This window comes from Bhargavaea cecembensis (assembly GCF_000826125.2).
GTDB lineage: Bacteria > Bacillota > Bacilli > Bacillales_A > Planococcaceae > Bhargavaea > Bhargavaea cecembensis_B.
Genome location: NZ_LN651371.1, coordinates 384,808 through 408,414, shown reverse-complemented (window position 1 = coordinate 408,414; position 23,607 = coordinate 384,808). Strand labels below are relative to the sequence as shown.

The 23,607-nt window shown below is 55.6% G+C and carries 20 protein-coding genes; 11 read left to right on the top strand and 9 right to left on the bottom strand.

The features are described from left to right. Nucleotides 1-12 precede the first annotated feature (12 nt). The 6 genes from BN1189_RS02545 to BN1189_RS02520 all read right to left on the bottom strand — a co-directional run bounded on the left by BN1189_RS02545 (nucleotide 13) and on the right by BN1189_RS02520 (nucleotide 3,808). Nucleotides 13-303: a hypothetical protein gene (locus BN1189_RS02545; RefSeq protein ID WP_040225141.1), complete on the bottom strand. Its 291-nt coding sequence runs from the start codon at nucleotides 301-303 to the stop codon at nucleotides 13-15. A gap of 15 nt (nucleotides 304-318) precedes the next feature. Beyond that, nucleotides 319-852 (bottom strand): hypothetical protein, encoded by a 534-nt coding sequence (locus BN1189_RS02540; protein WP_179860883.1) that lies wholly within the window; start codon nucleotides 850-852, stop codon nucleotides 319-321. A 214-nt stretch (nucleotides 853-1,066) separates the two neighbouring features. After that, nucleotides 1,067-1,645, bottom strand: coding sequence for an SCO family protein (locus BN1189_RS02535; RefSeq protein ID WP_040225138.1), 579 nt, complete (start codon nucleotides 1,643-1,645; stop codon nucleotides 1,067-1,069). Between the two features lie 19 nt (nucleotides 1,646-1,664). After that, nucleotides 1,665-2,117 (bottom strand): hypothetical protein, encoded by a 453-nt coding sequence (locus BN1189_RS02530; RefSeq protein WP_040225135.1) that lies wholly within the window; start codon nucleotides 2,115-2,117, stop codon nucleotides 1,665-1,667. A 6-nt stretch (nucleotides 2,118-2,123) separates the two neighbouring features. After that, nucleotides 2,124-2,540 (bottom strand): hypothetical protein, encoded by a 417-nt coding sequence (locus BN1189_RS02525; protein ID WP_052455587.1) that lies wholly within the window; start codon nucleotides 2,538-2,540, stop codon nucleotides 2,124-2,126. Nucleotides 2,541-2,755: 215 nt separating this feature from the next. Further along, on the bottom strand, nucleotides 2,756-3,808 hold the full coding sequence (locus tag BN1189_RS02520) for a YkvI family membrane protein (RefSeq protein WP_040225132.1): 1,053 nt from the start codon (nucleotides 3,806-3,808) through the stop codon (nucleotides 2,756-2,758). A 280-nt stretch (nucleotides 3,809-4,088) separates the two neighbouring features. On the opposite strand from BN1189_RS02520, the gene hpaB reads away from it, so the two are divergent. The 6 genes from hpaB (at nucleotide 4,089) to BN1189_RS02490 (ending at nucleotide 12,289) form a co-directional block, all read left to right on the top strand. After that, nucleotides 4,089-5,540, top strand: coding sequence for a 4-hydroxyphenylacetate 3-monooxygenase, oxygenase component (gene hpaB, locus BN1189_RS02515; protein ID WP_040225179.1), 1,452 nt, complete (start codon nucleotides 4,089-4,091; stop codon nucleotides 5,538-5,540). 32 nt (nucleotides 5,541-5,572) lie between these two features. After that, nucleotides 5,573-6,073: a hypothetical protein gene (locus BN1189_RS02510; RefSeq protein WP_040225131.1), complete on the top strand. Its 501-nt coding sequence runs from the start codon at nucleotides 5,573-5,575 to the stop codon at nucleotides 6,071-6,073. 98 nt (nucleotides 6,074-6,171) lie between these two features. Continuing rightward, nucleotides 6,172-6,594 (top strand): cupin domain-containing protein, encoded by a 423-nt coding sequence (locus BN1189_RS02505; RefSeq protein WP_040225129.1) that lies wholly within the window; start codon nucleotides 6,172-6,174, stop codon nucleotides 6,592-6,594. A gap of 348 nt (nucleotides 6,595-6,942) precedes the next feature. Continuing rightward, complete coding sequence (gene ahpC / locus BN1189_RS02500; RefSeq protein WP_040225127.1) at nucleotides 6,943-7,512, top strand: alkyl hydroperoxide reductase subunit C; 570 nt, start codon at nucleotides 6,943-6,945, stop codon at nucleotides 7,510-7,512. A gap of 12 nt (nucleotides 7,513-7,524) precedes the next feature. Further along, entirely contained in the window at nucleotides 7,525-9,075 is a 1,551-nt protein-coding gene (gene ahpF / locus BN1189_RS02495) for an alkyl hydroperoxide reductase subunit F (protein WP_040225125.1), read from the top strand. A 133-nt stretch (nucleotides 9,076-9,208) separates the two neighbouring features. Then, nucleotides 9,209-12,289: an ATP-binding protein gene (locus BN1189_RS02490; RefSeq protein ID WP_040225123.1), complete on the top strand. Its 3,081-nt coding sequence runs from the start codon at nucleotides 9,209-9,211 to the stop codon at nucleotides 12,287-12,289. A gap of 67 nt (nucleotides 12,290-12,356) precedes the next feature. Here the strand turns inward: BN1189_RS02490 and BN1189_RS02485 are convergent, their stop codons facing one another. Both BN1189_RS02485 and BN1189_RS02480 read right to left on the bottom strand, forming a co-directional pair. Then, nucleotides 12,357-14,108 carry a GMC family oxidoreductase gene (locus BN1189_RS02485; protein ID WP_040225121.1) on the bottom strand — a complete coding sequence of 584 codons (1,752 nt, stop codon included), beginning with the start codon at nucleotides 14,106-14,108 and terminating at the stop codon, nucleotides 12,357-12,359. Between the two features lie 17 nt (nucleotides 14,109-14,125). After that, complete coding sequence (locus BN1189_RS02480) at nucleotides 14,126-14,986, bottom strand: gluconate 2-dehydrogenase subunit 3 family protein (RefSeq protein ID WP_040225119.1); 861 nt, start codon at nucleotides 14,984-14,986, stop codon at nucleotides 14,126-14,128. A gap of 354 nt (nucleotides 14,987-15,340) precedes the next feature. On the opposite strand from BN1189_RS02480, the gene BN1189_RS02475 reads away from it, so the two are divergent. Next, nucleotides 15,341-17,695: a DUF2339 domain-containing protein gene (locus BN1189_RS02475; protein ID WP_040225117.1), complete on the top strand. Its 2,355-nt coding sequence runs from the start codon at nucleotides 15,341-15,343 to the stop codon at nucleotides 17,693-17,695. Continuing rightward, nucleotides 17,692-18,393: an SDR family oxidoreductase gene (locus BN1189_RS02470; protein WP_040225116.1), complete on the top strand. Its 702-nt coding sequence runs from the start codon at nucleotides 17,692-17,694 to the stop codon at nucleotides 18,391-18,393. Before BN1189_RS02475 ends, BN1189_RS02470 begins: the two co-directional genes overlap by 4 nt. Here the strand turns inward: BN1189_RS02470 and BN1189_RS02465 are convergent. Beyond that, the gene (locus BN1189_RS02465) at nucleotides 18,374-19,813 is read right to left on the bottom strand and encodes a bifunctional metallophosphatase/5'-nucleotidase (protein ID WP_052455585.1); all 1,440 of its coding nucleotides are present in this window, start codon (nucleotides 19,811-19,813) and stop codon (nucleotides 18,374-18,376) included. The two genes, BN1189_RS02470 and BN1189_RS02465, sit on opposite strands and share 20 nt — an antisense overlap. Nucleotides 19,814-19,948: 135 nt before the next feature. Between BN1189_RS02465 and BN1189_RS02460 the strand changes: the two genes are divergently transcribed. From BN1189_RS02460 to BN1189_RS02450, 3 genes are all read left to right on the top strand, one after another. Then, the gene (locus BN1189_RS02460; protein ID WP_040225114.1) at nucleotides 19,949-20,482 is read left to right on the top strand and encodes a hypothetical protein; all 534 of its coding nucleotides are present in this window, start codon (nucleotides 19,949-19,951) and stop codon (nucleotides 20,480-20,482) included. Between the two features lie 23 nt (nucleotides 20,483-20,505). Continuing rightward, nucleotides 20,506-21,486 (top strand): MBL fold metallo-hydrolase, encoded by a 981-nt coding sequence (locus BN1189_RS02455; RefSeq protein WP_040225112.1) that lies wholly within the window; start codon nucleotides 20,506-20,508, stop codon nucleotides 21,484-21,486. A 241-nt stretch (nucleotides 21,487-21,727) separates the two neighbouring features. Beyond that, on the top strand, nucleotides 21,728-23,365 hold the full coding sequence (locus BN1189_RS02450; protein WP_098049672.1) for a catalase: 1,638 nt from the start codon (nucleotides 21,728-21,730) through the stop codon (nucleotides 23,363-23,365). The last annotated feature ends 242 nt before the right edge of the window (nucleotides 23,366-23,607 follow it).

Here is a 23,607-nt window from a genome sequence, read left to right as displayed (position 1 = left end):
AGACCTCCTTCGTTAAGTTAGGGGGAATTGCAGATCGCTCGGGATTTCAGTTGAATACGACACCACCTGCTCAAACGGGATGCTGAGCGGGAAAGGGAATTGGTAGAAGGGGGCATTCACCATTTTGATGATGACCGGCCAGAGCGTGATGTGCCCCAGGGTGACTTCGTGGACGGTCCCCGCGAAAATGGGACGGAACACCTGTCCCAGTAAGTTGAGTTGCGCAGCCTTCGTGACGATCAAAACTTCCTCCCCCAGTTTTCCGTGAAGCGAGTCAAATAAAGTTGCCTCCGCCTTTTTCAAAGCAGCCGCCTCCGATCATTTTCTTTTGAACACCTTTGGCATCAGTTGTCCGGCAAACCGTTTGAGGAGATCCGTCCCACTGAGAACTTCAACAAAACGCAGATCATCCATCGGGATGAGCCGGCCGGATCTGAAGGAACGAATGGTGCATGCTTTCTTTGTCGCTTTTTCCAATCTGCCGACGTAAGATCGATCTGCCGTCCTGGTTTGAACCCATGTTCCTTTCCAGGAAGACAGGTTCGTGTGAAAGGTCTCTTCAAAGAACTGGCGGACAAGTTCCTCTCTGCAGCTCACGGTTTCGCCGAAGTTCAAGATGAGCTTTTGCCGGAGTTGATTGTCATAAATATGGTTCTGGTGGGGGTTCGAGTAGGTGGGGAAGCCATAGGGGATGGTTGCGGAGTCAATTGCGGCATAGGGGATCCATATCCGTTTCCGGATGTCCGTCAGCATGACAAAATCTCTTCCGATGGCGGCGACCTTGCCCTCGGTCGTGATGAGCTCGCCCTCATCCAGAGCAGAGTTGACGACGACCTGCTGATGCCGCTTCATCTTGAAGAACTGTTTGAGCATGATGAACTTTCGCCGGGACTCATCCCTCGCTGCCACCCTGAACAAATTTTTCTGTTGGATGTACTCCGTGAGAACCCTTGTTTCTTCAGTCGGGACCGCGCTGGTCGGCGATGTGTGAAGGGGAGACGCATATGTCGGTTGAAGTCTGTCTTGTTTGGCGGATTGTTCGTTTGGCATTGCATTCACCTCCCGTTCACTTGATCAATGAATCCAGATGATCGGCAATTTGTCCGATGTCGACCCGGTTGCTGCCGACCGCCATGTCATGATGCGCCCGTACAACACCGTCTGCATCGGCGATATACATCGACGTTGAATGGGTGACAAATCCGTGTTCGTCTTTTGAATAGATGAAGTTGAACGAACGGGTGAAGCGCCTTGTGTCCGCTTCACTCCCGCGGGCAAACAGCCAGTTGGGGGCATCGATTCCGAGATTATTCTTGTATTCATGGATGCGCTCATTTGTATCATATTCAGGATCCAGCGTGACGGCCAGGACCAAATAATCATCAGGTGAGTGACCGCGGCTTTTCATCTCGGCATCCAGCTGTTTTAGGTCAAATAAGGTCGTCGGACAGATGTCCGGACAATTGGTGAAGAAAAAGGTGACCAATACCGGCTTCTCCGGCTGCCGGAGATGATGGCCCTCCAGGTCGGTGAGCGGCCACTCTCCAACAGTGCCCATGCGGGGCAGTTCAACAGTTTTTGGCCAAAAAAAGAACACAGCCAGGAAACCGAGCAGAAGGGCCGATGCCCCCCAAAGGAACTTCATCAACAGTCTCCTTCCATGTTCAGGCTTTCAGCGAATGACGGACGAGCCGGATCACAAGTGCGTGGAGACAGGCGCAGAAGATTGTCAGCGTGTACAAGTTCATTCGGATCATCGTTTCGGTATCAATCGGCACTTTGCATAGAGCGGGGTTCAGGATCACCGCACCGAGCATCATCCCCATGATGCCGCCCATGGCCCCGTGATAGATGCCGGCCAGTGAAGCGGGCGCTTTCATGAATGAACCGAATTTCCAACCGACCCACAAGCCGGCTGCGGCAGCTGGAATCTGCCAGGACGGGGGAAGAAGCAGGGTGAGGTAGAGGGCGATGACAAGTGAAGTGACGGAGGATAACGCCGTGCCCATGGTCTTCGAGTACCGGTCATCAAAGAGAAGGTGCTTTTTCCTGAACACCCGGTAAATGTTGCCGGCATCGAGCGCACTCCATACAAACGCTCCTAAAATGATCATCATGCGTCTTCACGACCTTATGACGGAAATCCAGATCACGCAGAGGCAGAGCACAAACAAAATGTGAAGGCAGCCGATAAACAAAAGAGGCATGTCAACGACTGTTCCGATCATCGGTGCCATCAGCCCGGCGACAATCCCATTCGTCAGGCCGGTGACGAAAGTCTGGTAATCAAACAGCCTGCCGAACAACGCGCCTGCAGCCATCCCGACCAGTGCTGATAAAATCGTAATGTAAGTGAAATGAAACGGATATTGGTTGATGAGCAAAACACCAAACAACAGAGCAGCCATGCCGCCCGTGGCCAAACTGATGTTCATGCCCAGATGGAATCCGACCCGCTTCCTCACTTTCCACAGGTGCGCATACAGGGCGATGAACAGGCAGCCATCCAGGTACACTGCAATCGGAACCAGATGTTCCAACCGATCACCTCCGTCTACGCTATTCCGCCCAGTCCTCAAATGAAACTTGTCCGGCTGATGCGGATCAGGCACATGCGCCTTGAGCGAATTGACTGGCTTAATAATAAAGTTTGGCCATTCCTTGTATTAATGGATCTAAGCTTATCCACCTTTCGCATCGAAGAAAGGCCCTTCCTCCATGCGATATGGAGGAGGGGCCTTTTCGGATATCAGGATTATTTACCTTCCCGCTTCAGCTTGAACGGCGCGTAAATGAGGGCCACCATCAGGAACAGCCCCAGATAGCCGATCAGTGAGTAGAACTTGGAAACCAGTGTGGTGAAGCCGACAAAGCTCAGGACGAATCCGATGGCCACGGTGATGATCGTCGCCGTATGGGCTTTTTTCGTATCCATTTCAAAGAATCTGGCGACAAATCCGTAGAACATCCCGAGCGCCGTATTGAAGATCATCCCGAACAGGACGATGGACATCAGGATCGCGAGGACAGGTGAAATGTCCTCCACAATTTTCAGCAACGGCAGGTCATACGATGCCACTTCTTCGATTTTGGCGAAGATGGCGAAGTGGGACAGGATGATCATCACGCCGATGGCCAGTCCGCCGAGCAGTCCGCCGAAGCCCGCGATCCGCGGATTCTTTTCCGATCCTCCTGTCATCAATGCCATTCCGGCTCCGACCGCGATGTTGAAGGAGACATAGTTGATCGCAGAGACCAACCAGTTCGGAAACGACTTTTCCTGACTTTCGGCGACCGCGTTCAGTGCAGCAAATGATGCGTCCATCGTGCTCATGCTGTACACCGAAATGATGACGATGAACACGAGGAGGAACGGGGTGATGCTCGCGATCACCGCGATCACCTTATCAATCTTGAGCATCATGGCAAGGATCACAAGGACCGACATGATGAGACTGCCGACAAAAACAGGCAGACCGAATTGCTGATGGACCGTTGCCCCCGCGCCCGCGATCATCACGACGCCGACACCGAACAGGGTGAAGATGATGATGGCATCCACAATCACGCCAAGATAGCGCCCGCTGATTTCATAAATGGCGGTTTTATGTGAATCTGCCTTCAACCGGCTTCCGATATTCGTCAAGATCATTCCGAGATAGGCGAACAGCGCAGTCGCGACGACTGCTGCAATCGTCCCCTTGTAGCCAAAGCTGGTGAAGTACTGCAAAACCTCTTGACCGGATGCAAAGCCTGCACCGACAATGACGCCGACGAAAGCCCCGGCGATTTTCAAAGCCCTTAGCATCTCAAATCCCCATTTATTTTGAATGATGTTTGATCCAACGAGTGGATCTCCTATCTTAGTGTAACAATGAACCGCAGCATTCCAATAGTTCAAATCTCTCAATCTGCCGACGGGTGGATGCGTAAAGTGCCGGCTGCAGGAGAGGGAAAGTACGAAATACCACAATGATTTTCAATGTCCGCTTAATTTTCCGGGGTTCAGGAATAGCGGGCTGATGCATAGCATAGAAAGGGCGGCCATCCGGTGCTATCGCCTCCAGACTTTGATTAGGAGTGACCAAGTGGGAGCCATCAACGGGAAGGCGTACATCGAGCGAATTGACAGCCTGAACAATGAAATCTGGCTGGACGGCAAAAAAGTGGAAGGGCCGATTTCCAGTCACCCTGTGTTCAAGGGAATCATCCGGGAAAAAGCGGCTCTCTACGACATGCAACTCGATCCCCGGTTCAAAGACAAGATGACGTTTCGTTCGCCTGAAACAGGTGATCCGATCGGACTGTCGTATATGCAGCCAAAAAGCATGGGAGATCTGAAAAGAAGACGGGAAATGATGGAACATTGGGCTGCCCGAAGCTTTGGGATGATGGGGAGAAGTCCCGATTACTTGAACTCTGTCTTGATGAGCTTTGCTTCTTGCGCCGGGTTTTTGGAGGGCAAGGAAAATAGTTATCCGCAAAATCTTGTTGCGTTTTATAAACAGGCCAGGGAAAAGGACTTATCGTTCACTCATACATTCGTCAGTCCGCAGGTAAACCGCTCCCAAATCTATGTCGAAACCAGCAAAGAACCCATCGCTGCGAAAGTGGTGGATGTGAAACCGGACGGGATTGTCATCAAAGGTGCGCGTTTACTCGCCACACAGGGCGGATTGACCGATGAGGTCCTTGTTTTTAGTGTCGGCAAATTCCTATTCAATGAAGACGAGGCATTTGCATTTTCAATCCCATCCAATGCGAAGGGGTTGAAATTCATTTGCCGGGATACATTCATCGGAGGGTCCTCGCCGTTCAACCATCCATTAAGCGCGCGATACGAGGAAATGGATTCAGTTGTTGTGTTCGACAATGTTTTGGTCCCTTGGGACCGGGTGTTCTATTACAATGATGGTGAAGTGGCTGAAGAATTCATCAAGCGTAGTTCTTTTCACGCATTTGCCAAGCATCAAGTCGTGACACGGCAAATTGTGAAGACCGAATTTATTTTAGGGCTCGCCCAGTTATTGTCCGAAACCATCAAGGTGGATGGCTACCAGCATATACAGGAAAAAGTATCGGAGATCATTATAGGCCTTGAAACGATGAAGGCATTGCTGGAGAAGGCGGAAAACCATGCTGCCATCGATGAATTTGGCGTGATGAGGCCAAATGTGATTCCGCTGAATACGGCAAGCGCCGTGTTTCCAAAGCTGTATCCGCGCTTCACTGAGATCATCCAGATCATCGGAGCCAGCGGAATGATTACGATTCCGACCGAGACCGCTTTCCATTCCGGCATCAGGCCGGACCTTGATCTCTATCTTCAAGGCGCCACGAGATCCGCCGAAGAACGGGTGAAGATTTTCCGGCTGGCCTGGGATTTGACGATGAGTTCGTTCGGAACGAGGGGAATGCAGTATGAACGATACTTTTTCGGTGATCCGGTCCGCATCGCCAGCTCTTTGTATAATGAGTATCCTAAGGAACCATATGTGAACGTGGTCAGGAGGCTCTTGGGAATCACAGATGAACAGTAGTCCTCATCTTGTTATTGGAGGGACGTCATGACATGACAAATTTCTATGCATTTCAAGGCACGGTCACTGCAATCAGTGACTTTGGTATAAATCCCGGAAGCGAAGGTTGCCATCAACTGTTTACAATGGAGAACGGATTCGGTTCCATCGTAAACTTTGTCGTTTCGCCGTCCACTTATTTCGTGGGCCATGAAATCATCCGCGTGGGAGATCAGGTGACAGGTTATTATGACGGGGATTTACCGGCAATCCTGATTTACCCTCCGCAGTATCCGGCGCTTGTCATGGTGAAAGATAATCCGGCACAGAATGTAAAAGTCGCTCACTATGACAGCCAATTGGTGAGCAGCGACCAAATGCTGAAACTCAATCTGTCCCCGGCGACTTTGGTGTTGTCGACGAACGGGCAGCTTTTTACAAAGTATCCGGCAAACCGTGATTTAATCGTGCTGTATGGCCCGTCAACGAGAAGCATCCCCGCCCAAACTGTCCCATACCGCATCATCGTTCTGTGTCCGATGAACCTGAACTGAGCGCCGTCCCTTTTGGGGGGCGCTTTGTTCATTGACGGACCGCGGAAGAGTTTAATTTTTGCGGACAAGTGTATAGATAGGCAGGGAGGGATTTTTCGATGACGATTGATTTCAAAGACCACGGAAAAGAACCGTACGTACTGAACATTGAAGAGGCGACACTGCAAAACGACAACTTCCGGACAACGATCTGGACGGGCGAGAAGCTCCAGGTGACGCTCATGAGCATACCGGCGGGGGATGACGTCGGCCTCGAGATCCACAAGGGCATCGACCAGTTCCTGCGGATTGAAAGCGGGAAGGGACTTTGCCAGATGGGACCTGCGGAAGATAATCTGAACTTCGAAAAGGAAGTCGGGGATGATGATGTGATCCTCGTTCCGGCGAACACTTGGCACAACATCACAAACAAGGGCGATGAGCCGCTGAAGATTTACTCCATCTATGCGGATCCGGACCACAAGCCGGGCACCGTCCACAAGACGCACGAAGATGCGAGAAACGATCCGGACGAGCAATAATGATTTCGGCGCCGCCCTGATAAAACGGGGCGGCGCTTCTTTGATCGCCTGGCGGGCAACTGATAAGAAAGAGAATCAGTTGATAATCGGCGGGATGAGCGGAACGCGTCGGACGAAGAAGCGGGGCATTGGGCCACCAGGAGGCGGAAGGACGGAGCGAATGCAGGTTTGACCGGTTGTTGGCGGCTTTTTGAACAATTCATGTCTTTCGCCGAATCAGAAGCAAAGAGGTTGACTTACACGCTGAATCATATAATAATGAGTATGTGATTAGAATAATTATAGTTTGAATGGACGCACATCCGTCCGGTCATACTATAAATACATACCAACAGGAGGAATTGACAAATGTCCCTTATCAACAAGAAAATCGAACCATTCAAAGCACAGGCGTACAACGCAGGTACAGGCGAATTCATCGACGTGACAGACGAAAACATGCAAGGCCAGTGGAGCATCGTCTGCTTCTACCCTGCAGACTTCACGTTCGTCTGCCCGACTGAACTGAGCGACCTTCAGAAAGAGTACGCCACGCTGAAAGATCTCGGCGTTGAAGTCTACTCTGTCTCGACGGACACTCACTTCACTCACAAAGCTTGGCATGACCACTCCGAAGCGATCAGCACGCTCGAGTACATCATGATCGGCGACCCTTCCCAGAAAATCTCCCGTGCGTTCGACGTCCTCGACGAAGAGGAAGGCCTTGCACAGCGCGGCACATTCATCATCGACCCGGACGGTGTTGTCCAGGCGGCAGAAATCAACGCAGACGGCATCGGCCGTGATGCAAGCACGCTCGTGAACAAGATCAAAGCGGCACAATACGTGCGCAACAACCCTGGCGAAGTGTGCCCGGCAAAATGGCAGGAAGGCGAAGAAACACTGAAGCCGAGCCTGGACCTCGTAGGCAAGATCTAAGGAGCGGATAACATGGCACTTGATAAAGAGATCAAACAACAGCTGGCCCAGTACCTTGAACTGATGGAGGGCGACGTCGTCCTCAAAGTGAGTGCGGATTCCGAAAAGGCTTCGGAGAACATGCTGGAGCTTACGGATGAGCTGGCCGCCATGTCTTCCCGCATCAAAGTGGAGAAGGCCGAACTGGAAAGAACACCGAGCTTCAGCGTCAACCGTCCGGGCGAAGAGACCGGCATCGTCTTTGCCGGCACTCCGCTCGGCCACGAATTCACCTCGCTTGTCCTCGCGCTGCTTCAAGTGAGCGGCCGGGCACCCAAAGTGGACGGAAAAGTGATCAAGCAAGTGAAGAATATCAAAGATACGCTTCATTTCGAGACGTACATCAGCCTCACTTGCCAGAACTGCCCTGAAGTCGTCCAGGCGCTGAATACGATGAGCGTCCTCAACCCGAACATCACCCACACGATGATCGACGGAGCGGTGTTCAAGGATGAAGTCGAGCGCAAGAACATCATGGCCGTTCCGACAGCCTACCTGAACGGCGAGCCGTTCACGAACGGACGCAAGACGCTCGAGGAAATCCTCGCGGAGCTCGGCAGCGGTACCGATGCATCGGAATTCGAAGGCAAGGAGCCGTTTGATGTCCTTGTAGTCGGCGGCGGACCGGCCGGTGCGAGTGCGGCGATCTATGCGGCACGGAAAGGCATCCGGACCGGCATCGTGGCCGAGCGTTTCGGCGGGCAGATCCTGGATACGGCGGCGATCGAGAACTTCATCAGTGTGAAGCACACGGAAGGACCGAAGCTTGCCACCGGTCTTGAAGAGCATGTGAAGGAATACAATGTGGACATCATGAACCTCCAGCGGGCGAAACGCCTTGAGAAAAAAGACCTGTTTGAGCTCGAGCTTGAAAACGGGGCGGTGCTCAAGAGCAAGTCCGTGATCGTGGCCACCGGTGCGCGCTGGCGCAATATCGGCGTCCGGGGCGAGGCGGAGTTCAGGAACAAAGGAGTCGCCTATTGCCCGCACTGTGACGGACCGCTCTTTGAGGGCAAGGACGTCGCGGTCGTCGGCGGCGGCAACTCGGGCATCGAAGCTGCGATCGACCTCGCAGGCATCACGAACCACGTGACGGTCCTGGAATTCGGTTCCGAACTGAAAGCCGACAGCGTCCTTCAGGACCGCTTGTACAGCCTCCCGAATGTCACGGTCATCAAAAATGCCCAGACGACGGAAATCACCGGTACCGACAAGGTCGATGGCATCTCCTATATCGACCGCGAGACCGGCGAAGAACATCACGTCGGACTGGCAGGCGTGTTCGTCCAGATCGGACTCGTGCCGAACACCGACTGGCTGGGCGACACGGTTGAGCGCAACCGGGCCGGCGAGGTTGTCGTCGATAAGCGTGGTGCAACAAATGTGCCGGGCGTCTTCGCAGCCGGGGACTGCTCGGACAGCGCATTCAAGCAGATCATCATCTCGATGGGCTCCGGTGCGACCGCATCGCTCAGTGCATTCGACTATCTCGTCCGTCATCAGACCGAGACGGTCAGCGTTTAATAAAAAGGAAAGGACAGGCTCAACATCGGGCCTGTCCTTTTTCATGATTTTCAGTCAATGGATGACCGCTGCACCGAGATGACGTATGATAGGTCTATCAAAAGGACAGGGAGATAAACTCCGGATGGGCCCTATGAAGAAATATAAGAGTTCCTTGGCAATTGTGGTTTTTGTCGTGTTCCTGATCGCGCTGCGGCTTGCATGGATGAATTTTTTGGGGACGCTGGAGTACGAGGAACAGCCCCGGGCAGAACGGGGCGTCATCGATCTGCGCGGATGGACGTTTAATGACAGGCAGACGCTCCGGCTGTCAGGTGAGTGGGGGTTTTATCCTTCCGCATTGCCTGAAACCGGAGGCGGGTTGCCGGACACTTCAGAGACTTTCACTGATGTGCCGGGCAATTGGAAAGCATTTTTTGCGAAAGAGGATTCCTATTATTACGGGACCTATCGTCTCAAGGTTTTGCTCGATCCGGATATGAAGACTTTTATGGGACTGAGAATCCACGAATTGCCGCGCGCCTCTTCTGTGTCCGTTAACGGGAAAAAGTACGGGGGAGCGGGAACCGTCGCGGCTTCAGAAAAGGAATATAAGGGGCAAAATCGACCCTACGAGGTTTACTTCCCGGCTGACCAAGAAGAAATGGAGTTGGTCATTTCCGTCTCCGGTGATGTCGGCAAGGGCGGAATGATCACTCCGATTCACTTTGGCAGCGCGGAAGCCATCAAAAACCGAACGATGCTCTCTTATGGTTTACAGTTGTTGCTTTGCCTGATTTTGTTGCTTCACAGCGTCTATGGAATCATTTTGTTTCTCATGCGCGTGAAGCCGCGCAAAGGATTGCTCTACTTTTCCCTGTTGCTGCTTTGTGCCATCGTCAGTGTTTTGACATCCGACGATAAGTTGTTGTACCGGTGGTTTCCTGTTGGCGAGGAATGGAGCCTGAAACTCACTTTTCTCTCTTATATCGGTGTTGGGGCATTTCTTCTCCTGGTTGTGAAACAGATCTTTCCGGTGGAGGACCAGAAACGGCTGACAGGAGCTGTCATTGTTTATTGCATTGGATATGCGCTATTCGTCATGCTGGCACCGCCCAGAGACGTCATCGCAACGGCAAGAGTTTTACTTCTCGCCGTATTGGTCTTGCCTGTTTTCGCTTCAATCGTCCGGATCCGCAAAACTCCTTTGAGGATGGACGAGGGCATCTATCTGCTCCTCGGGTGCATCAGCATCGGAGTGAATATCGCGTGGGTGACCGTGATGCGCAACAGCACCGGAGCGGACAGGATGCACTATCCGTTCGATTTGATCATCGCGCTTCTTTGCTTTGCCGCATTCTGGTTCAAGCGGTTTTCTCGCGTGGCAACGGATGCGGTGCGCTTTTCGGAGAAACTGCAGCTGGAGAACAGGCGCAAGGATGAGTTTTTGGTGAACACTTCCCATGAGCTGAGAAATCCGCTGCATGGCATATCTGCCGTCGTCCAGACGATGCTGGATGACAGCAGGCGTCCGGTTCATGAAGTCCACCGAAAGCAGTTGTCCTTATTGATCGGCGTAAGCCGGCGGATGTCCCGGCTGGTAGAAGATTTGATGGATATTTCACAACTGAAAGACCAGACCATTGAGTTGGAGATCGACCGGATTGACATGAGGGCGGCGGCCACGGGAGTTTTGGATATGACCGGATTCATCATGAGAGGGAAGCCGGTCCGATTGCGGATGGAGATCCCCGAAGGGTTTCCCGCTGTCCTGGCGGATGAAAACCGTCTTGCTCAAATTCTTTTCAACCTGATCCACAATGCCGTGAAATACACAGATGAAGGATGGGTGGCCGTCCGGGCAACGGCTGAACGGGGAATGGCCTCCATTCAGATTGAAGACACAGGAATCGGGATGAAGCCGGAAGAGCTGCAGAGCATCTTTGATCCCTATGAACAAGGCGAGGCTGTGAAAGTACGGAACTCCGGCGGTTTCGGATTGGGACTCAGCATCACCCGGCAGCTGGTGGAAATGCATGGAGGAACGATTACCGCGCAATCCGCACCGGGCGAAGGCTCGGTCTTCACCTTCACGCTGCCGTTGCCGGACGGGGCGGAAGAAAAGCAAAGCCCGACGGAGCCGGACCGGCCGGAGCAAAGCTCGCCGGTTGAGGAATGGATGCCGCCCCGGCCGGATGGTCCCCTGGAACAGGCTCCGACTGGGTCCCCGACTGCGAATGCGAAGATTCTCGTTGTCGACGACGATCCCGTGAATGTGGATATCCTCATCTCGATCCTGGAGGGGGAGGCATATTCGGCCATCGGTGAGACCAATCCGCTCAACGTTCTGAAAAGACTTGGGGAAGAGGCGTTCGATCTGGTGATCTCCGATGTCATGATGCCGCAGATGTCCGGTTATGAATTGACCCGGATGATCCGGGACCGCTACTCCATCGCCGAGTTGCCCGTATTGCTGCTCACTGCCCGGGTACGGACCGAGGATGCCGTGGCCGGTTTTCGGGCAGGGGCAAATGATTATGTGCTGAAGCCCGCAGACCCGCTGGAATTGAAGGCAAGGGTCGGTGCGCTGATGGCCCTGAAGACATCAATCGAAGACCGGATGCGCATGGAGGCGGCTTGGCTGCAGTCACAGATACAACCGCATTTCATCTTCAATACACTCAATTCCATCTCTGCGTTCGGCATGTTGGACCCGGACCGGATGCAGGAGCTGCTGGAAGAGTTCAGCAACTACCTGCGCCTGAGTTTTGACTTCCACAACGCAGAGCCGTTGGTGCCCGTGGAACAGGAACTGTCCTTGGTCCGTTCGTACCTGTACATCGAAAAGGCACGGTTTCAAGACCGCCTGGCGGTCGAATGGGACATCGATGAGCGTCCGGACATCCTGGTACCGCCGCTCTCCATCCAGCCGCTCGTGGAAAATGCGGTGGGACATGGTATTTTAAAAGTTCCGCAGGGCGGGAAGATCATCATCCGGATACGGGATTGCGACAGTTTCACAGAAGTTTCTGTTGCAGACAACGGAGTCGGAATGCCGCCCGAAAAGGTCGCCAGCCTGTTCAGCAGGAACCGGTCGCCGGGAAGGACGAGCGTGGGACTGCGGAATATCGACGCGCGGCTGAAGCAGCTGTACGGCAAGGGATTGGTGGTCGAGAGCCGTCCGGGATCGGGCACCACCATCCGGTTTTATATTCCCAAGAAGGCCGTTGAATGAAGGAGCCGGTCCGAAATGCAAAAAGTTCCGCGGGGCACGATCGCTCCGCGGAACTTTTTTGATTCATTCAGGCGTTGGCCTTGGCGGTTTTCGCTTCAACGAGCATGCCGCCGCTTTCCAAGTATTTATTGACGCCTTCGGCCGCCCGGTATCCGAGCGCCCCGATGGTCGGTGTCGGGTGATGGCTCCCGAATTGAGGGAAGGCGGAGCCGCCGACGACAAACAGGTTTTCCATTTCCCACATCTGCAGGTAGGAGTTGACCGCCGACGTTTCGGGATCCGGTCCCATCATGACGCCGCCTGTGTAGTGGCCGCCGTCGTAGATATGGTCGAACTCCTCGTCATCCGCGACCGTATCTTTGTCGATGATGTCCGCGCCCATTTCCTCGAGGATCTGTGCACATTTCTCGATGCCGAACTTTGCGATGTTGCGCTCCTGGTCAGTGTACTTGTTCGTGACGCGCAGGAGCGGATCGCCGTAGTCGTCTTTATACGTCGGATCGAGGCTCAGGTAGTTGTGCCAGTAGGACATGACGGCCGGTGTGTACCAGACGTTCAGGTTCCGGTAGGCATAATGCAAGGATTTCTCCTTGAACTCGGCGCCCCACTTCTTCGTTCCCTGGGGTACGTGGTTCAGTCCGATGGCCGCGTACCCGTATTGGCGGAGCTCGATGCCGCCGCCGTGGATGAAGTCCAGATCGGTATGGTCAAATTCATCGGCATCGAAGTCACTGAGCCCTGCGCCGAGCGCGCCTGCCCCGGCGTACAGATTGAACTTCTTGTCTTCGAAGAATCCTCTTGCGCCGAGGAAAGTGATGTCGCCCTGGATCGTGAAGTTTCTGCCGATCACGCCTTTTCGGGTTTTGGGATCATACGGTTCTCCGATCTCCGACAGCATGAGGAGGCGGTTGTTCGAGAAGGTGAATGCGGCCAGGACGACCACATCTGCAGGCTGCTCGTATTCTGCGCCCGTCAGCACATCCGTGTACAAGACGCCCGTTGCCTTTCCGCCCTCATAGAGAACGCGTCGGACGAGGGCGTTCGTCCTGAAATCGGCATTGCCCGTTTTCTGGGCGGTCGGGATGACCGTCGCGAGCGGGTCTGATTTGGCGCTGAAGTCGCAGCCGTACATCGTGCAATAAGAACAGTACATGCACGGGTTCAGCGATTCACCGTCGGGATTCGTGTAGGCCTGGGACAGGTTGCAGGCTGCCAGCTGGTATGGATGGTACCCGAGGTCTTTCGCGGCCTTCTTGAACAGCTTCAGCGGCGGTGATTCCTTCAGCGGCGGATTCGGCCAGTCATTTTTACGCGGAGGGCCGAGCGGATCCGGCTCGCCCGAGACGCCGGCGGTTTTTTCCCACTTATCGTAGTAGGGTTCCATTTCCTCGTATGTGATGCCCCAGTCGGCAATGGTGCTGCCCTCCGGAATCTTTTCCTCGCCGTACCGCTCGATTGTCTTGGAGCGGATCTCAAAGTCATATGGACGCCAACGGTAAGTGGAGCCCGCCCAGTGCACGCTTCCGCCTCCGAGATCATCGCCCACCATCATTTCCTGCTGGGTGCGGACGGGCAGCGCCGTGTCATCGATGCCGACACGTGATGTAATCGTCTCTGATGAGAGGGGCTGCATCATGTCGAAACGGTCCGTGTAACGCAGTTCGTCTTTTGCTCCGATGTAGTCTGAGCGTTTCTTGTTCTTGCCCCGTTCGAGCACGATGACTTTATGGCCCGCCTTTGCTGCTTCTGCTGCGACGATGCCGCCGGCCCATCCGCTTCCGACGACCACGACATCGACTTTTTCCAATTTCCTAGCCATTTACATTCCTCCAGTCATTAATGCCCCTGATAGTCGGTGAGACCCTGCGGTTCGAGCACGATGAATTCATCCGGCTCGATCTGGTCCGCATAGCTCGCCCGCGGTCCCGGGTACTCCATCATTCTCCACCCGTCCATATTCCGGTTTCCGCCGTAGACAGGATCCGAGTAGGCGCCTTCAAGTGTGGTCTGTGCAAGCAGATTGAAAAATGTAGAGGAAGAGACGCCGGGCATTTTCGCCTCGTCCTTGTCAAAGTGTGTAAGGATTTCATCTTGCTGTTCGGGTTCCAGGCTCTTGAAGCCTTTATCGAATTTCTCGCGAGCCGCCTGGTCGATGGCCCGTACGCCGACGACGAACATTTCGGCCCGTGTCATGCGGGTCTGATAGCGGGGAGTCGGCAGCGGATTGAGGGTATCACCGCTCGGCCCCTGTTCATCGCGGCCTTCGGATGTCAGGCTCATATCTTCATATTGGTTGGCTTCCGGGATGTTCAGGAACGGCCCCTTCATGTATTCGCGCGCATTGAGGCCCCATTCGCCGGCGAGCTGCCGGTCGATGAAATAAGGGACGCCGAGCTTGATGGCACCCGGTCCATTTTTGTCTTCAGGGAAGATGCGCTCCGTCGCGGCGGCGAGTACTTCGAAGTCCTCCTGCCGGTTGAAGAAGATGCGTGCATCGGCCAGGTGGTCAGTGCCGCCGTCATCGCCCGTGCTGCCGCCTTTCGTCCCGCTGTCATTGTCTTTGACTTCATTTGTGATGAGACTTCCGAGAAGTCCGCCTCCGATCAGGCCGCCGGCGAGCAGCCCCGAGTTTTTCAGGAATGTCCTGCGGTCCACTCCGCCTTTCCCCGGCGTTTGCGTATCATTGGGTTCTGCCATTTTGCATGCCTCCTTTTTCATGTATAGGCGCCGGATGACCGGCGCTTATGTATTGCTGCGAAGAAGTGAGAAAGCCGGTAAGCCGCCACTTCCTTCCTTCACTCTTTCCTGAAACGCATCGTTTAAAACCGCAAATCGGAGGATTCGCCCGAAAACATCCCGAAAGGCCTTGAAAGAAGGGTTTTTTATACAGCGGAGCGGCTGTCGGGGGTTCCGGACCGGGTTCATTAACTATTCGGCGAAAAACTTTCATGCCGCCGGAAAAACCGGTTTCATACTGTGCTATAGTTTGAGACAGGAAGGTAAGGTTCAAAGCGTCCATCGGAGCGGCTTTTGCAAGGGGGGATATGGAACGTGAATGAAGAATTGAAGGAGATTCTCGGAAGGATTGACGGCCTGGAGAAACAGATGGAAGAGATCCGGGAAGAATTGCAGGCACTCCGTCCGGCCTCTGAGATTCAAAGCAGCCAAGGAGAAGGCCCTGAAACGGAGCCGCTGGATCCCGGTCTCATGGAAACACCCGTGGACCGCTTGGCTGTACCTGACATGCCGAGGATCGTGGAGGCCGAGGAGGCCCCGATCCCGCGGGACGTCCCGGATGAGACCTCAAGGGAAAAAGAGCCTGATGCCGCCGATGAGGCCACGGGGGCGGAAGCGGGTGAAGCGGATGCCGGACCGCGCTCTCTTGAAGCGATGCTGGCGGGACTCGGACTCGCCCAGGGCAAAGAAGAAACAGTCCGCCGCCCGCCCGCCGTCAACGAGCGGCGCGATGAAGAGAAATCACCGGGCAGGCCCGCTGCACCGCGTGTTCCGGCAAAAGAGCCCGACTTTGAGCATCATCTGTCCGTCTGGCTTCCGCGCGTCTTCATGGTCATCCTGCTCCTCGGAGTGCTGTGGGGACTCAAGGTCAGTTTTGACATGGGATGGATCACGCCGGGGGTCCGCATCGTCCTCGGATATCTTGCTTCCATCCTGCTCGGGTATCTCGGCTTCCGCTCGGTCCGCCGGGCGCGGCGCGGCTATGGCCTGACACTCTGGGGCGGCACGGTTGCGCTTGGCATCCTGACGACATTTGCGGCGAACCAGCTGTACGGATTTTTGCCGCTCCCCGCGGCATTCGCGGTCGGCGTCGGGTATGTCGCCGCCGGTCTTTATGCAGCTCTCAGAACCGACTCGGAGACACTTACGGTGTTCACCGCCATTGCGGGCTTCCTCCTGCCGTTCCTGCTGGATGGCGAAGGGGCGTCGGCGCTGATGTTCTGTGCGTATATCCTTTTCCTGTTCCTGGCCGTGTTCGGAGTGTCGGTCCGCGGCCATCACCGCGTGACGTTTTACGTGGTGTTCGCTTTGTTCAACCTGACGCTCCTCGCCTATCTGGCGCTGGACGGCATCCGGGGCGGCCATGAAAACCTGGTCGCGGGGACTGCACTGATCCAGCACTTGGTGCTGCTGTTCTTCTATTTAAAAGGGAACATCCCTCGGCAAGTCTTCACCGAAGTGCTGCTGTACGTCAACTTTGCCGCCGGCCTCATGTGGACCGGGCTGTTTGACGAGCCGCTCATGCAGGTTGTGTACGGCGTGACGGCCGTTCTTTACGCGGCGCTGGCCGTTTATGCAAGATTGCTGAAGGACACGCCGCTCCAGGATATCCTGTCGGCGATCACGGTGGCGGCGGCCGCCGTGTTCATCCTCAGTTTCCGGCTGGAAGAGCCTGCAGTGCAGTTCATGATCCTGTTCATCACCGGAGCGGCCGGCATCTGGGCCGCACTCCGCTTCGGATCAATCCGGACGCTCGCAGTCTCCGGCGTACTGTATGCCATGACAGCGATGTTTACGTTGCTGTTCGGCTCGTTCGATGTTTTCTTCTCATTGGAGCATGCCGCCTGGCTGATGTTCCTCGGGACGTTCGCCATTGTCTACGCGGCGTTCTATCAACATCCTCCGGTCTGGTTGAAGCGTGAGAATCTCGATGCATCGCTCATCGCCGGCCAGGTCGCCGTGATGGTCTACTTCTTCAAGATGACGGGCATCCTGATGCAAAACACGAGCTTGATGTACGGGCCGGAATGGCATGTGAGGCTCGGCATTCTCGGAGCCGCGGCTTTCGGAAGTTATTTCCTCCAAAGGTTCAGGAACGGCCGGTTCGTCTCCCTTGCCGGAGCGGCTGAAGTCCTGTTGATCGGCGTGGTCCTCTTCGCTTTGCCGATGAGCAACTGGGGAGGCGGCGGCTACTGGATCAGCCTGGCAGTCGGGCTGCTGTTTGCGGCGGGCATCACCTATTTGTTCGTCCAGGTTGCAAAAGACCGCTTCCCGGTCCGGCAACGGCTTCCGCTGCCCGCAGCCGCCTTCGTCCTGCAGTTGATCTATTTCATGCTGCTGAACAAATGGTTTTTCGCAGGTGTCCGGGAACATGGATGGGGGAGCGAGACCACCTTGTTTGTCCACACATTCCTCCTGTTCCTGTTCGCATTCCTCTCCATCACGGCCGGAAGAAGCCGGGACTGGAGAGCGGTGCGCATCGCGGGGTTTGTGCTGCTCGGCTTCAGCTTCCTGAAGCTGTTCATTGTCGATATGGCGACGGTCTCCATCATGATCCGAGCGATCCTCTTCATCCTCGTCGGCATCGCGGGCCTCGTCTATTCGAGGACGCTTCAGCAAGATTCGGGTAAAGGAAAAGGGAATGACCATGAAGGGGAGGAAAACCAATGACACAATTACAGGGAAAAACGGCAATCGTGACAGGTGCAAGCAGCGGGATCGGAAAGGCGGTTGCCATCCGGCTCGCCGAAGAAGGGATGAATGTAATCCTGGCCGCCCGCAGCGCCGAACGGCTGGCCGAACTTGAGGAGAAGATCAACAGCGCCGGCGGTGGCGAGGCGATCGCCGTGCGGGCGGATATGGCGGACCGGGAAAGTGTGGAAGCGGCGGTGCGGAAAGCGAAGGAGGCATACGGCTCGGTCGACATTCTGGTCAATAATGCCGGCCAGATGCTGTCGGGAACGGTCCGCTCCGGGAAGACGGACGAGTGGGAAAACATGATCGACGTCAACATCAAAGGCGTCCTCTATGGCATCCACGCCGTCCTGCCGGGGATGATCGACCGCGGTTCCGGCCATATCATCAACATCGACTCTGTTTCAGGACACGAAGTGACGAAGACGAGCACGGTGTACAGCGCGACGAAGTTCGCCGTCCGTGCGATCTCGATGGGCCTTGAGAAGGAACTTGCGCGCACGGGGGTCCGGGTGACGAATATTTCACCCGGCATGGTCGACACGCCGCTCATGGGTTCGCGGAGCGTGGACCGGAAAATCCTTGATCCGGAAAACATCGCCCAGGCGATCGTCTATGCGGTTTCCCAGCCGTCGCACGTGAACGTCAATGAAATCACGGTCCGTCCGGTTTAAGGATCCGGCCGAAAAGAAGCGGCACCCGGGCAGGATTGATGCCGGGGTGCCGCTTTGAATTCAAGCACTGATGATCTGTTTTTTCCGGATGCCGGGATACGGGCCATGGGTCTTCAAGTAGTTCCGGATGGCTTCGACCGCATGGATCCCTTTCATCTCCCGGCGGTCTCTGAAGGTGCTGAACGCCTGCTCGCCGGCCGCCTTCCGGATTGTAGGGTTTGTAGGTCATCGAGAGGCCGCTCGACCGGAGGATATAGCCGCCCTGCTGTCCGAACGGATTCGCTGCAAAGACATGCTGCAGGTTCTTCTCCAGGGATTCCGTCAGTTCCCGGCCGGTCAGCCGGAGCGTGAACAGTTCCGGATCGGTCGGGATGATCGTGAATAAATCGAACAGGGAAAGCGGGCCCGGCGCCATCGGAGGCCCGTACCGCCAGCCGTGGGAGAACGCCGCATCCACGTCCAGAGCGTCCATATAGCTGTCCGTGATCAGCTTGTCCATCGGCGTCTCTTCCAGTGCCATCCGGTGGAGGACAACACCGGTTTCTCCGACGATTTCATTTCGTTCGTTTGCGTAGTTGGCGAGGATTGCGTCCACCCGCTCCCGGATGACCGGGTCTTCTTCGAACGATTCGTCAAGATGGACGAGCCGGTAATCGGCGCTTTTCACCTTGCCGTCCTCCACGTCCAAGTCCAGCCGGCCGACGAATGAGGCGCTGAATCCGGCCTGGATGATATAGGTTCCGTTGATGACGTCCGGGACAAGGACCCGGTCATGGCTGTGCCCGGACAAGATGACGTCGATTCCGTCGACAAGACCGGCGAGCTTTCCGTCAAGCGGCAGTCCCATATGGCTGAGGACCACGATCAGGTCGGTCTTGGCGGACAGTTTTCCCACGAGCCGGCGCACTTCCTCGACGCCGTTCGAAAACGAGAGGCCTTCCGAAAAGGATGGCGGCATCGTTTTATCTTCATGCGGGTAAGTCAGTCCGATCACGCCGACCTTCATCCCGTCGAATGCGTAAATGGCGTATTCCCGGAAGTACGGCTCGCCGGTCTCTTTCATGAAACAGTTGCAGGCGAGCATCGGACCGGGCAGCCGGCAGGCGATGTCCTTCAGCCGCTCCTTGCCGTAGGCATAGTCCCAGTTTCCGGGCACGAAGCCGTCGATCGGCATATCCCCGATCACATCAAGCGCCGCTTGCCCGTCCGTGTCCGTGAGCGGCAGCGTGCCGTGGAACGTATCGCCGCCGTCGAAAAACAGGACACGCGGAGTTTCTTCCTTGACGTCCTGCACATATCGGCTGATCCTGGCGAGGCCGCCTGTTTTCCTGAGAGAAGGCTGCCCGTCCTGCCAGAACATTTCCTCGTGTTCCCAGAGCACGCCGTGCGTATCGTTTTGTTGAAGTAAAGTGATTTTCATGGAATCCCTCCTGGGCGGATCACTCAATCCTTCCTCTTCCCCCCTATTGTCCAGGCTAACCCGGCGTGGAAAGGTGATGGACGGAGGTGCCTCGCTGGAGTAGGATAGAGGCAACGAAGAAGGGGAGGGGTGCCCATGTTTGATCCGACCGTGTTTGAAAATTTGAAAGTCGCATTTGAGAACCGTCTGTATGATCTGGATAACCTCGATGAAATCATCTCCATCACCGGGCGGTCCGACCTGATGGATTTTGCTGTTCTCGGGAGGAGCCTGTCTCTTCGCTTCATCAGAACAGGTCAGCCGGACGTTGAGGCGGAGATTTGTCTGTCGGCGGGAGCGGAGGAACTTGCCGGCGAAATCCTGGAGAAGAGCGTTCCGGATCCGGGCTGCACGCTGGCCGTCCGGTTTTTTGCGAAGATGGAGCGGATCTCCACCGGATGTGAGCGCATCGAAGCAATGCTTAATCGAATATGGGAGGAAGGCATCCGGGTGGAACAGACGCTCAGCTTCGTTTATCCGCAAGAAGAACCGGTGTGGCTGAACCGGATTGAGGCGAAGTTCCATGCGAAACTCGGCGAAGAAAATATAAATGAGCTCGGACCGTTCATCGACTCGGTGCTCGAGGCGATGGACGCCATTGGGCAGATCCGGGCAAGCGGGGACAAGTAATCAAAGACAGGGAAGTGAACAAGTTGGACAAAACGAGCAGCCCGGCCATTACAGCCGTCCATCCCGTCATCTGGGATATCGACTACGGAACGATCGGTTCCATCAACTTTTATTTGATTGAGCAAGGCGGGCAGCTCACCCTGATCGATGCCGGGGCCGATTCTGATGCCTGCTGGGAACGTCTTCTGGACGAACTGAAGTCGATCGGGGCATCGGTCAGGGACATCAGCCGGATCCTCCTGACCCACCATCATGAGGACCATGCCGGCCTTCTCCCGCGGATCCTAAAAGAGAAGGAGATCCCCGTGCATGCGCATCCCGAGGCTATTCCGCGATTGAAGGCGGACCGGGAATTCCTCAAGATGCGGCTGGAATTCTTCCGCAGGCTCTACAGCGAAATGGGATGCGGGGAGATGGGGGCGGACCGGTTCAGGAAGCTCGAAGAGACGATCCGTGACGCGGACCGCCTCGGACTCCGCACCGGGATTTTGCCGCTGCACGCGGGGGATGTCATGGCGGGGCTGGAAGTGCTCGGGACGCCGGGCCATTCCCCTGACTGCATCAGCTTCCTGGACCGGGGCGGTCGCCGTCTGTTCTCCGGAGACGTGATCCTTGACGGTACGTCGGTCAATGCCATCATCGATCCCGGACGTGATGGACAGCGCCTTCCGTCCGTCGCCCAGCAGCGAGGATCGCTCGGCTTGATCGCCGGGACGGAGGCGGATGTGCTTTTCCCGGGACACCGGAACGAGATCTGGAACCACCGCAGTCTTGCGGAAGAAAAGCTCGCGAAAATGGACCGGAAGGACGAGCGGATCCTGAAGCTGATCCGGGAAGGCCAATCCGTGCCGGCCGGCATTGCCCGAGCTTATTATGGACCTAAATATGAGACCGAATTCCCTCTCGTCATGTCCGAGATCATCGGCCACCTGGACTGGCTCGAATCGCGGGAGCAAGTGGAAAAGTCAATGAAGCGCGGTGTCTGGCATTATCGTCTTGCCTGATGCCGTGCTTTTCTGTGCATAAACAATGTGTGACCGGGGAAAACAGAGTCATGCGCAAACCAAAAGAGTTGCAACTCTGCTTCGGGTCTCTTATACTTGGTTTAACGTTATTTAGAATAATTATCGTTAAGTACTTATTACAAACAGAAGTTCTTTATACTTTATAATTATTCAGATAACAGGTAGTATAAAGGCATCCACAATCAATGAGGAGGTTTTCATTTTGTCGGAAGAGAAGAAAATGAACGCTTCAAACGAACAGGCTGAGCGCGAGACGCTCACGACGCGCCAGGGGCACCCCGTAACGGACAACCAGAACATCAAGACGCTCGGGGACCGCGGCCCGGCCATGATGGAGAACTACCATTTCATCGAGAAGATGTCGCACTTCGACCGCGAGGAAGTTCCGGAGCGGGTCGTGCACGCACGGGGAACCGGAGCGTACGGCTACTTTGAGACGTACGGCAAAGTGGGCGACGAACCTGCCGAGAAGTATACGCGCGCGAAAGTGTTCCAGGGCGCGGGCAAACGGACGCCGGTCCTTGTCCGTTTCTCCACCGTCGCAGGCTCGAAGGACGTTCCGGAAACTGACCGCGACCCGAGGGGCTTCGCCGTGAAGATGTATACGGAAGACGGGAACTGGGACCTCGTCGGGAACAACCTGAAGATCTTCTTCATCCGTGATGCGATGAAATTCCCGGATATGATCCATGCATTCAAGGCGGATCCCGCGTCGAACGTCCCGGATCCCCGCCGCATGTTCGATTTCGTTTCCCGCTCGCCTGAAGCGATCCACATGATCACTTTCCTGTTTTCCCCGTGGGGCCGCCCTGCGACCTACCGTCATATGCAGGGTTCCGGCGTCAACACGTACAAGTGGGTGAACGACAAAGGCGAAGCGGTTCTCGTCAAGTACCACTGGGAGCCGAAGCAGGGCATCCGCAACCTGACGACGAAAGAGGCGATGGAGATCCAGGCGAAGAACCACTCCCACGCCACGCAGGATCTGTATGAAGCGATCGAGCGCGGCGATTATCCGGAGTGGGAACTCTTTGTCCAGATCATGGAAGACGGCTATCATCCGGAACTCGATTTCGACCCGCTGGATGACACGAAACTGTGGCCTGAGGACAAGTTCCCTTGGCTGCCGGTCGGCCGGATGGTCCTGGACGAGAACCCGACGGACTTCCATTCCCAGATCGAGCAGGCGGCATTCGGCACCGGTGTCCTCGTCGACGGGATGGACTTCTCGGACGATAAGATGCTTCAGGGCCGGACCTTCTCTTACTCTGATACCCAGCGCTACCGGATCGGCGCGAACTATCTCCAGCTGCCGACGAACGCACCGAAGACGACAGTGCGCACGAACCAGCACCGCGGCATGATGAGCATGCGCACGCCGGAGGAAGCCGGCGGCAATCCGCACATCAACTACGAGCCGTCGATGCTCGGAGGCCTGGATGAGGCGAGCAAGGAAGAGCGCCCTCAGTACCGCCCCCACTATGAGGCGGCGGATGTCATGAGCGAGCCGATCGACCGCACGAACAATTACGGCCAGGCCGGCGAAACGTACCGCAGCTTCGAGGACTGGGAGCGCGAGGAACTCATCAGCAACCTGTCCGACGTGCTGGCGATCTGCGATAAGAAGATCCAAGATGCGATGGTCGAACACTTCACGAAAGCGGACGAGGACTACGGCCGCAGGGTGAAAGAAGGCATCGAGGCCAAGATGAAGGAACTGGAGGCCGAAGGTGCAGACGAGCGCATTCCGGGCCAGGAAGCCGGCATCAAATCGAAATACGGCGAAGGCGGCACGACCGCACAGAACGAAGCGGTGGACGAAGCTGTCGAGAAAAGCCGGGAAGCCGACCGGTACTGATCGAAAAGGCAAATCATGAATGAAAATGGGCGGAGGGAGACGGTTTGTTTTCCTCCGCCCGTTTCTTTTTAAATGAGGAGGAAGCCGCATGACCTTATTTTCCAGGCTGTATGATCATCTGATGACACCGCTGGAGGCCGCCAGCTTCTGCAAAATGCGGAGGCAGATTGCCGGGGATGCGGAAGGACGAGTGCTTGAAATCGGCTCGGGAACGGGGCTCAACTTTCCGTATTACCGGCGGG

Excerpts from the sequence above, each read along its gene's own strand:
- BN1189_RS02540 (WP_179860883.1), bottom strand. The coding sequence starts at position 852 with ATGAAGCGGCATCAGCAGGTCGTCGTCAACTCTGCTCTGGATGAGGGC.
- BN1189_RS02535 (WP_040225138.1), bottom strand. The coding sequence starts at position 1,645 with ATGAAGTTCCTTTGGGGGGCATCGGCCCTTCTGCTCGGTTTCCTGGCT.
- BN1189_RS02530 (WP_040225135.1), bottom strand. The coding sequence starts at position 2,117 with ATGATGATCATTTTAGGAGCGTTTGTATGGAGTGCGCTCGATGCCGGC.
- BN1189_RS02520 (WP_040225132.1), bottom strand. The coding sequence starts at position 3,808 with ATGCTAAGGGCTTTGAAAATCGCCGGGGCTTTCGTCGGCGTCATTGTC.
- BN1189_RS02510 (WP_040225131.1), top strand. The coding sequence starts at position 5,573 with ATGACAAATTTCTATGCATTTCAAGGCACGGTCACTGCAATCAGTGAC.
- BN1189_RS02505 (WP_040225129.1), top strand. The coding sequence starts at position 6,172 with ATGACGATTGATTTCAAAGACCACGGAAAAGAACCGTACGTACTGAAC.
- ahpC (WP_040225127.1), top strand. The coding sequence starts at position 6,943 with ATGTCCCTTATCAACAAGAAAATCGAACCATTCAAAGCACAGGCGTAC.
- ahpF (WP_040225125.1), top strand. The coding sequence starts at position 7,525 with ATGGCACTTGATAAAGAGATCAAACAACAGCTGGCCCAGTACCTTGAA.
- BN1189_RS02490 (WP_040225123.1), top strand. The coding sequence starts at position 9,209 with ATGAAGAAATATAAGAGTTCCTTGGCAATTGTGGTTTTTGTCGTGTTC.
- BN1189_RS02485 (WP_040225121.1), bottom strand. The coding sequence starts at position 14,108 with ATGGCTAGGAAATTGGAAAAAGTCGATGTCGTGGTCGTCGGAAGCGGA.
- BN1189_RS02480 (WP_040225119.1), bottom strand. The coding sequence starts at position 14,986 with ATGGCAGAACCCAATGATACGCAAACGCCGGGGAAAGGCGGAGTGGAC.
- BN1189_RS02470 (WP_040225116.1), top strand. The coding sequence starts at position 17,692 with ATGACACAATTACAGGGAAAAACGGCAATCGTGACAGGTGCAAGCAGC.
- BN1189_RS02465 (WP_052455585.1), bottom strand. The coding sequence starts at position 19,813 with ATGAAAATCACTTTACTTCAACAAAACGATACGCACGGCGTGCTCTGG.
- BN1189_RS02460 (WP_040225114.1), top strand. The coding sequence starts at position 19,949 with ATGTTTGATCCGACCGTGTTTGAAAATTTGAAAGTCGCATTTGAGAAC.
- BN1189_RS02450 (WP_098049672.1), top strand. The coding sequence starts at position 21,728 with ATGAACGCTTCAAACGAACAGGCTGAGCGCGAGACGCTCACGACGCGC.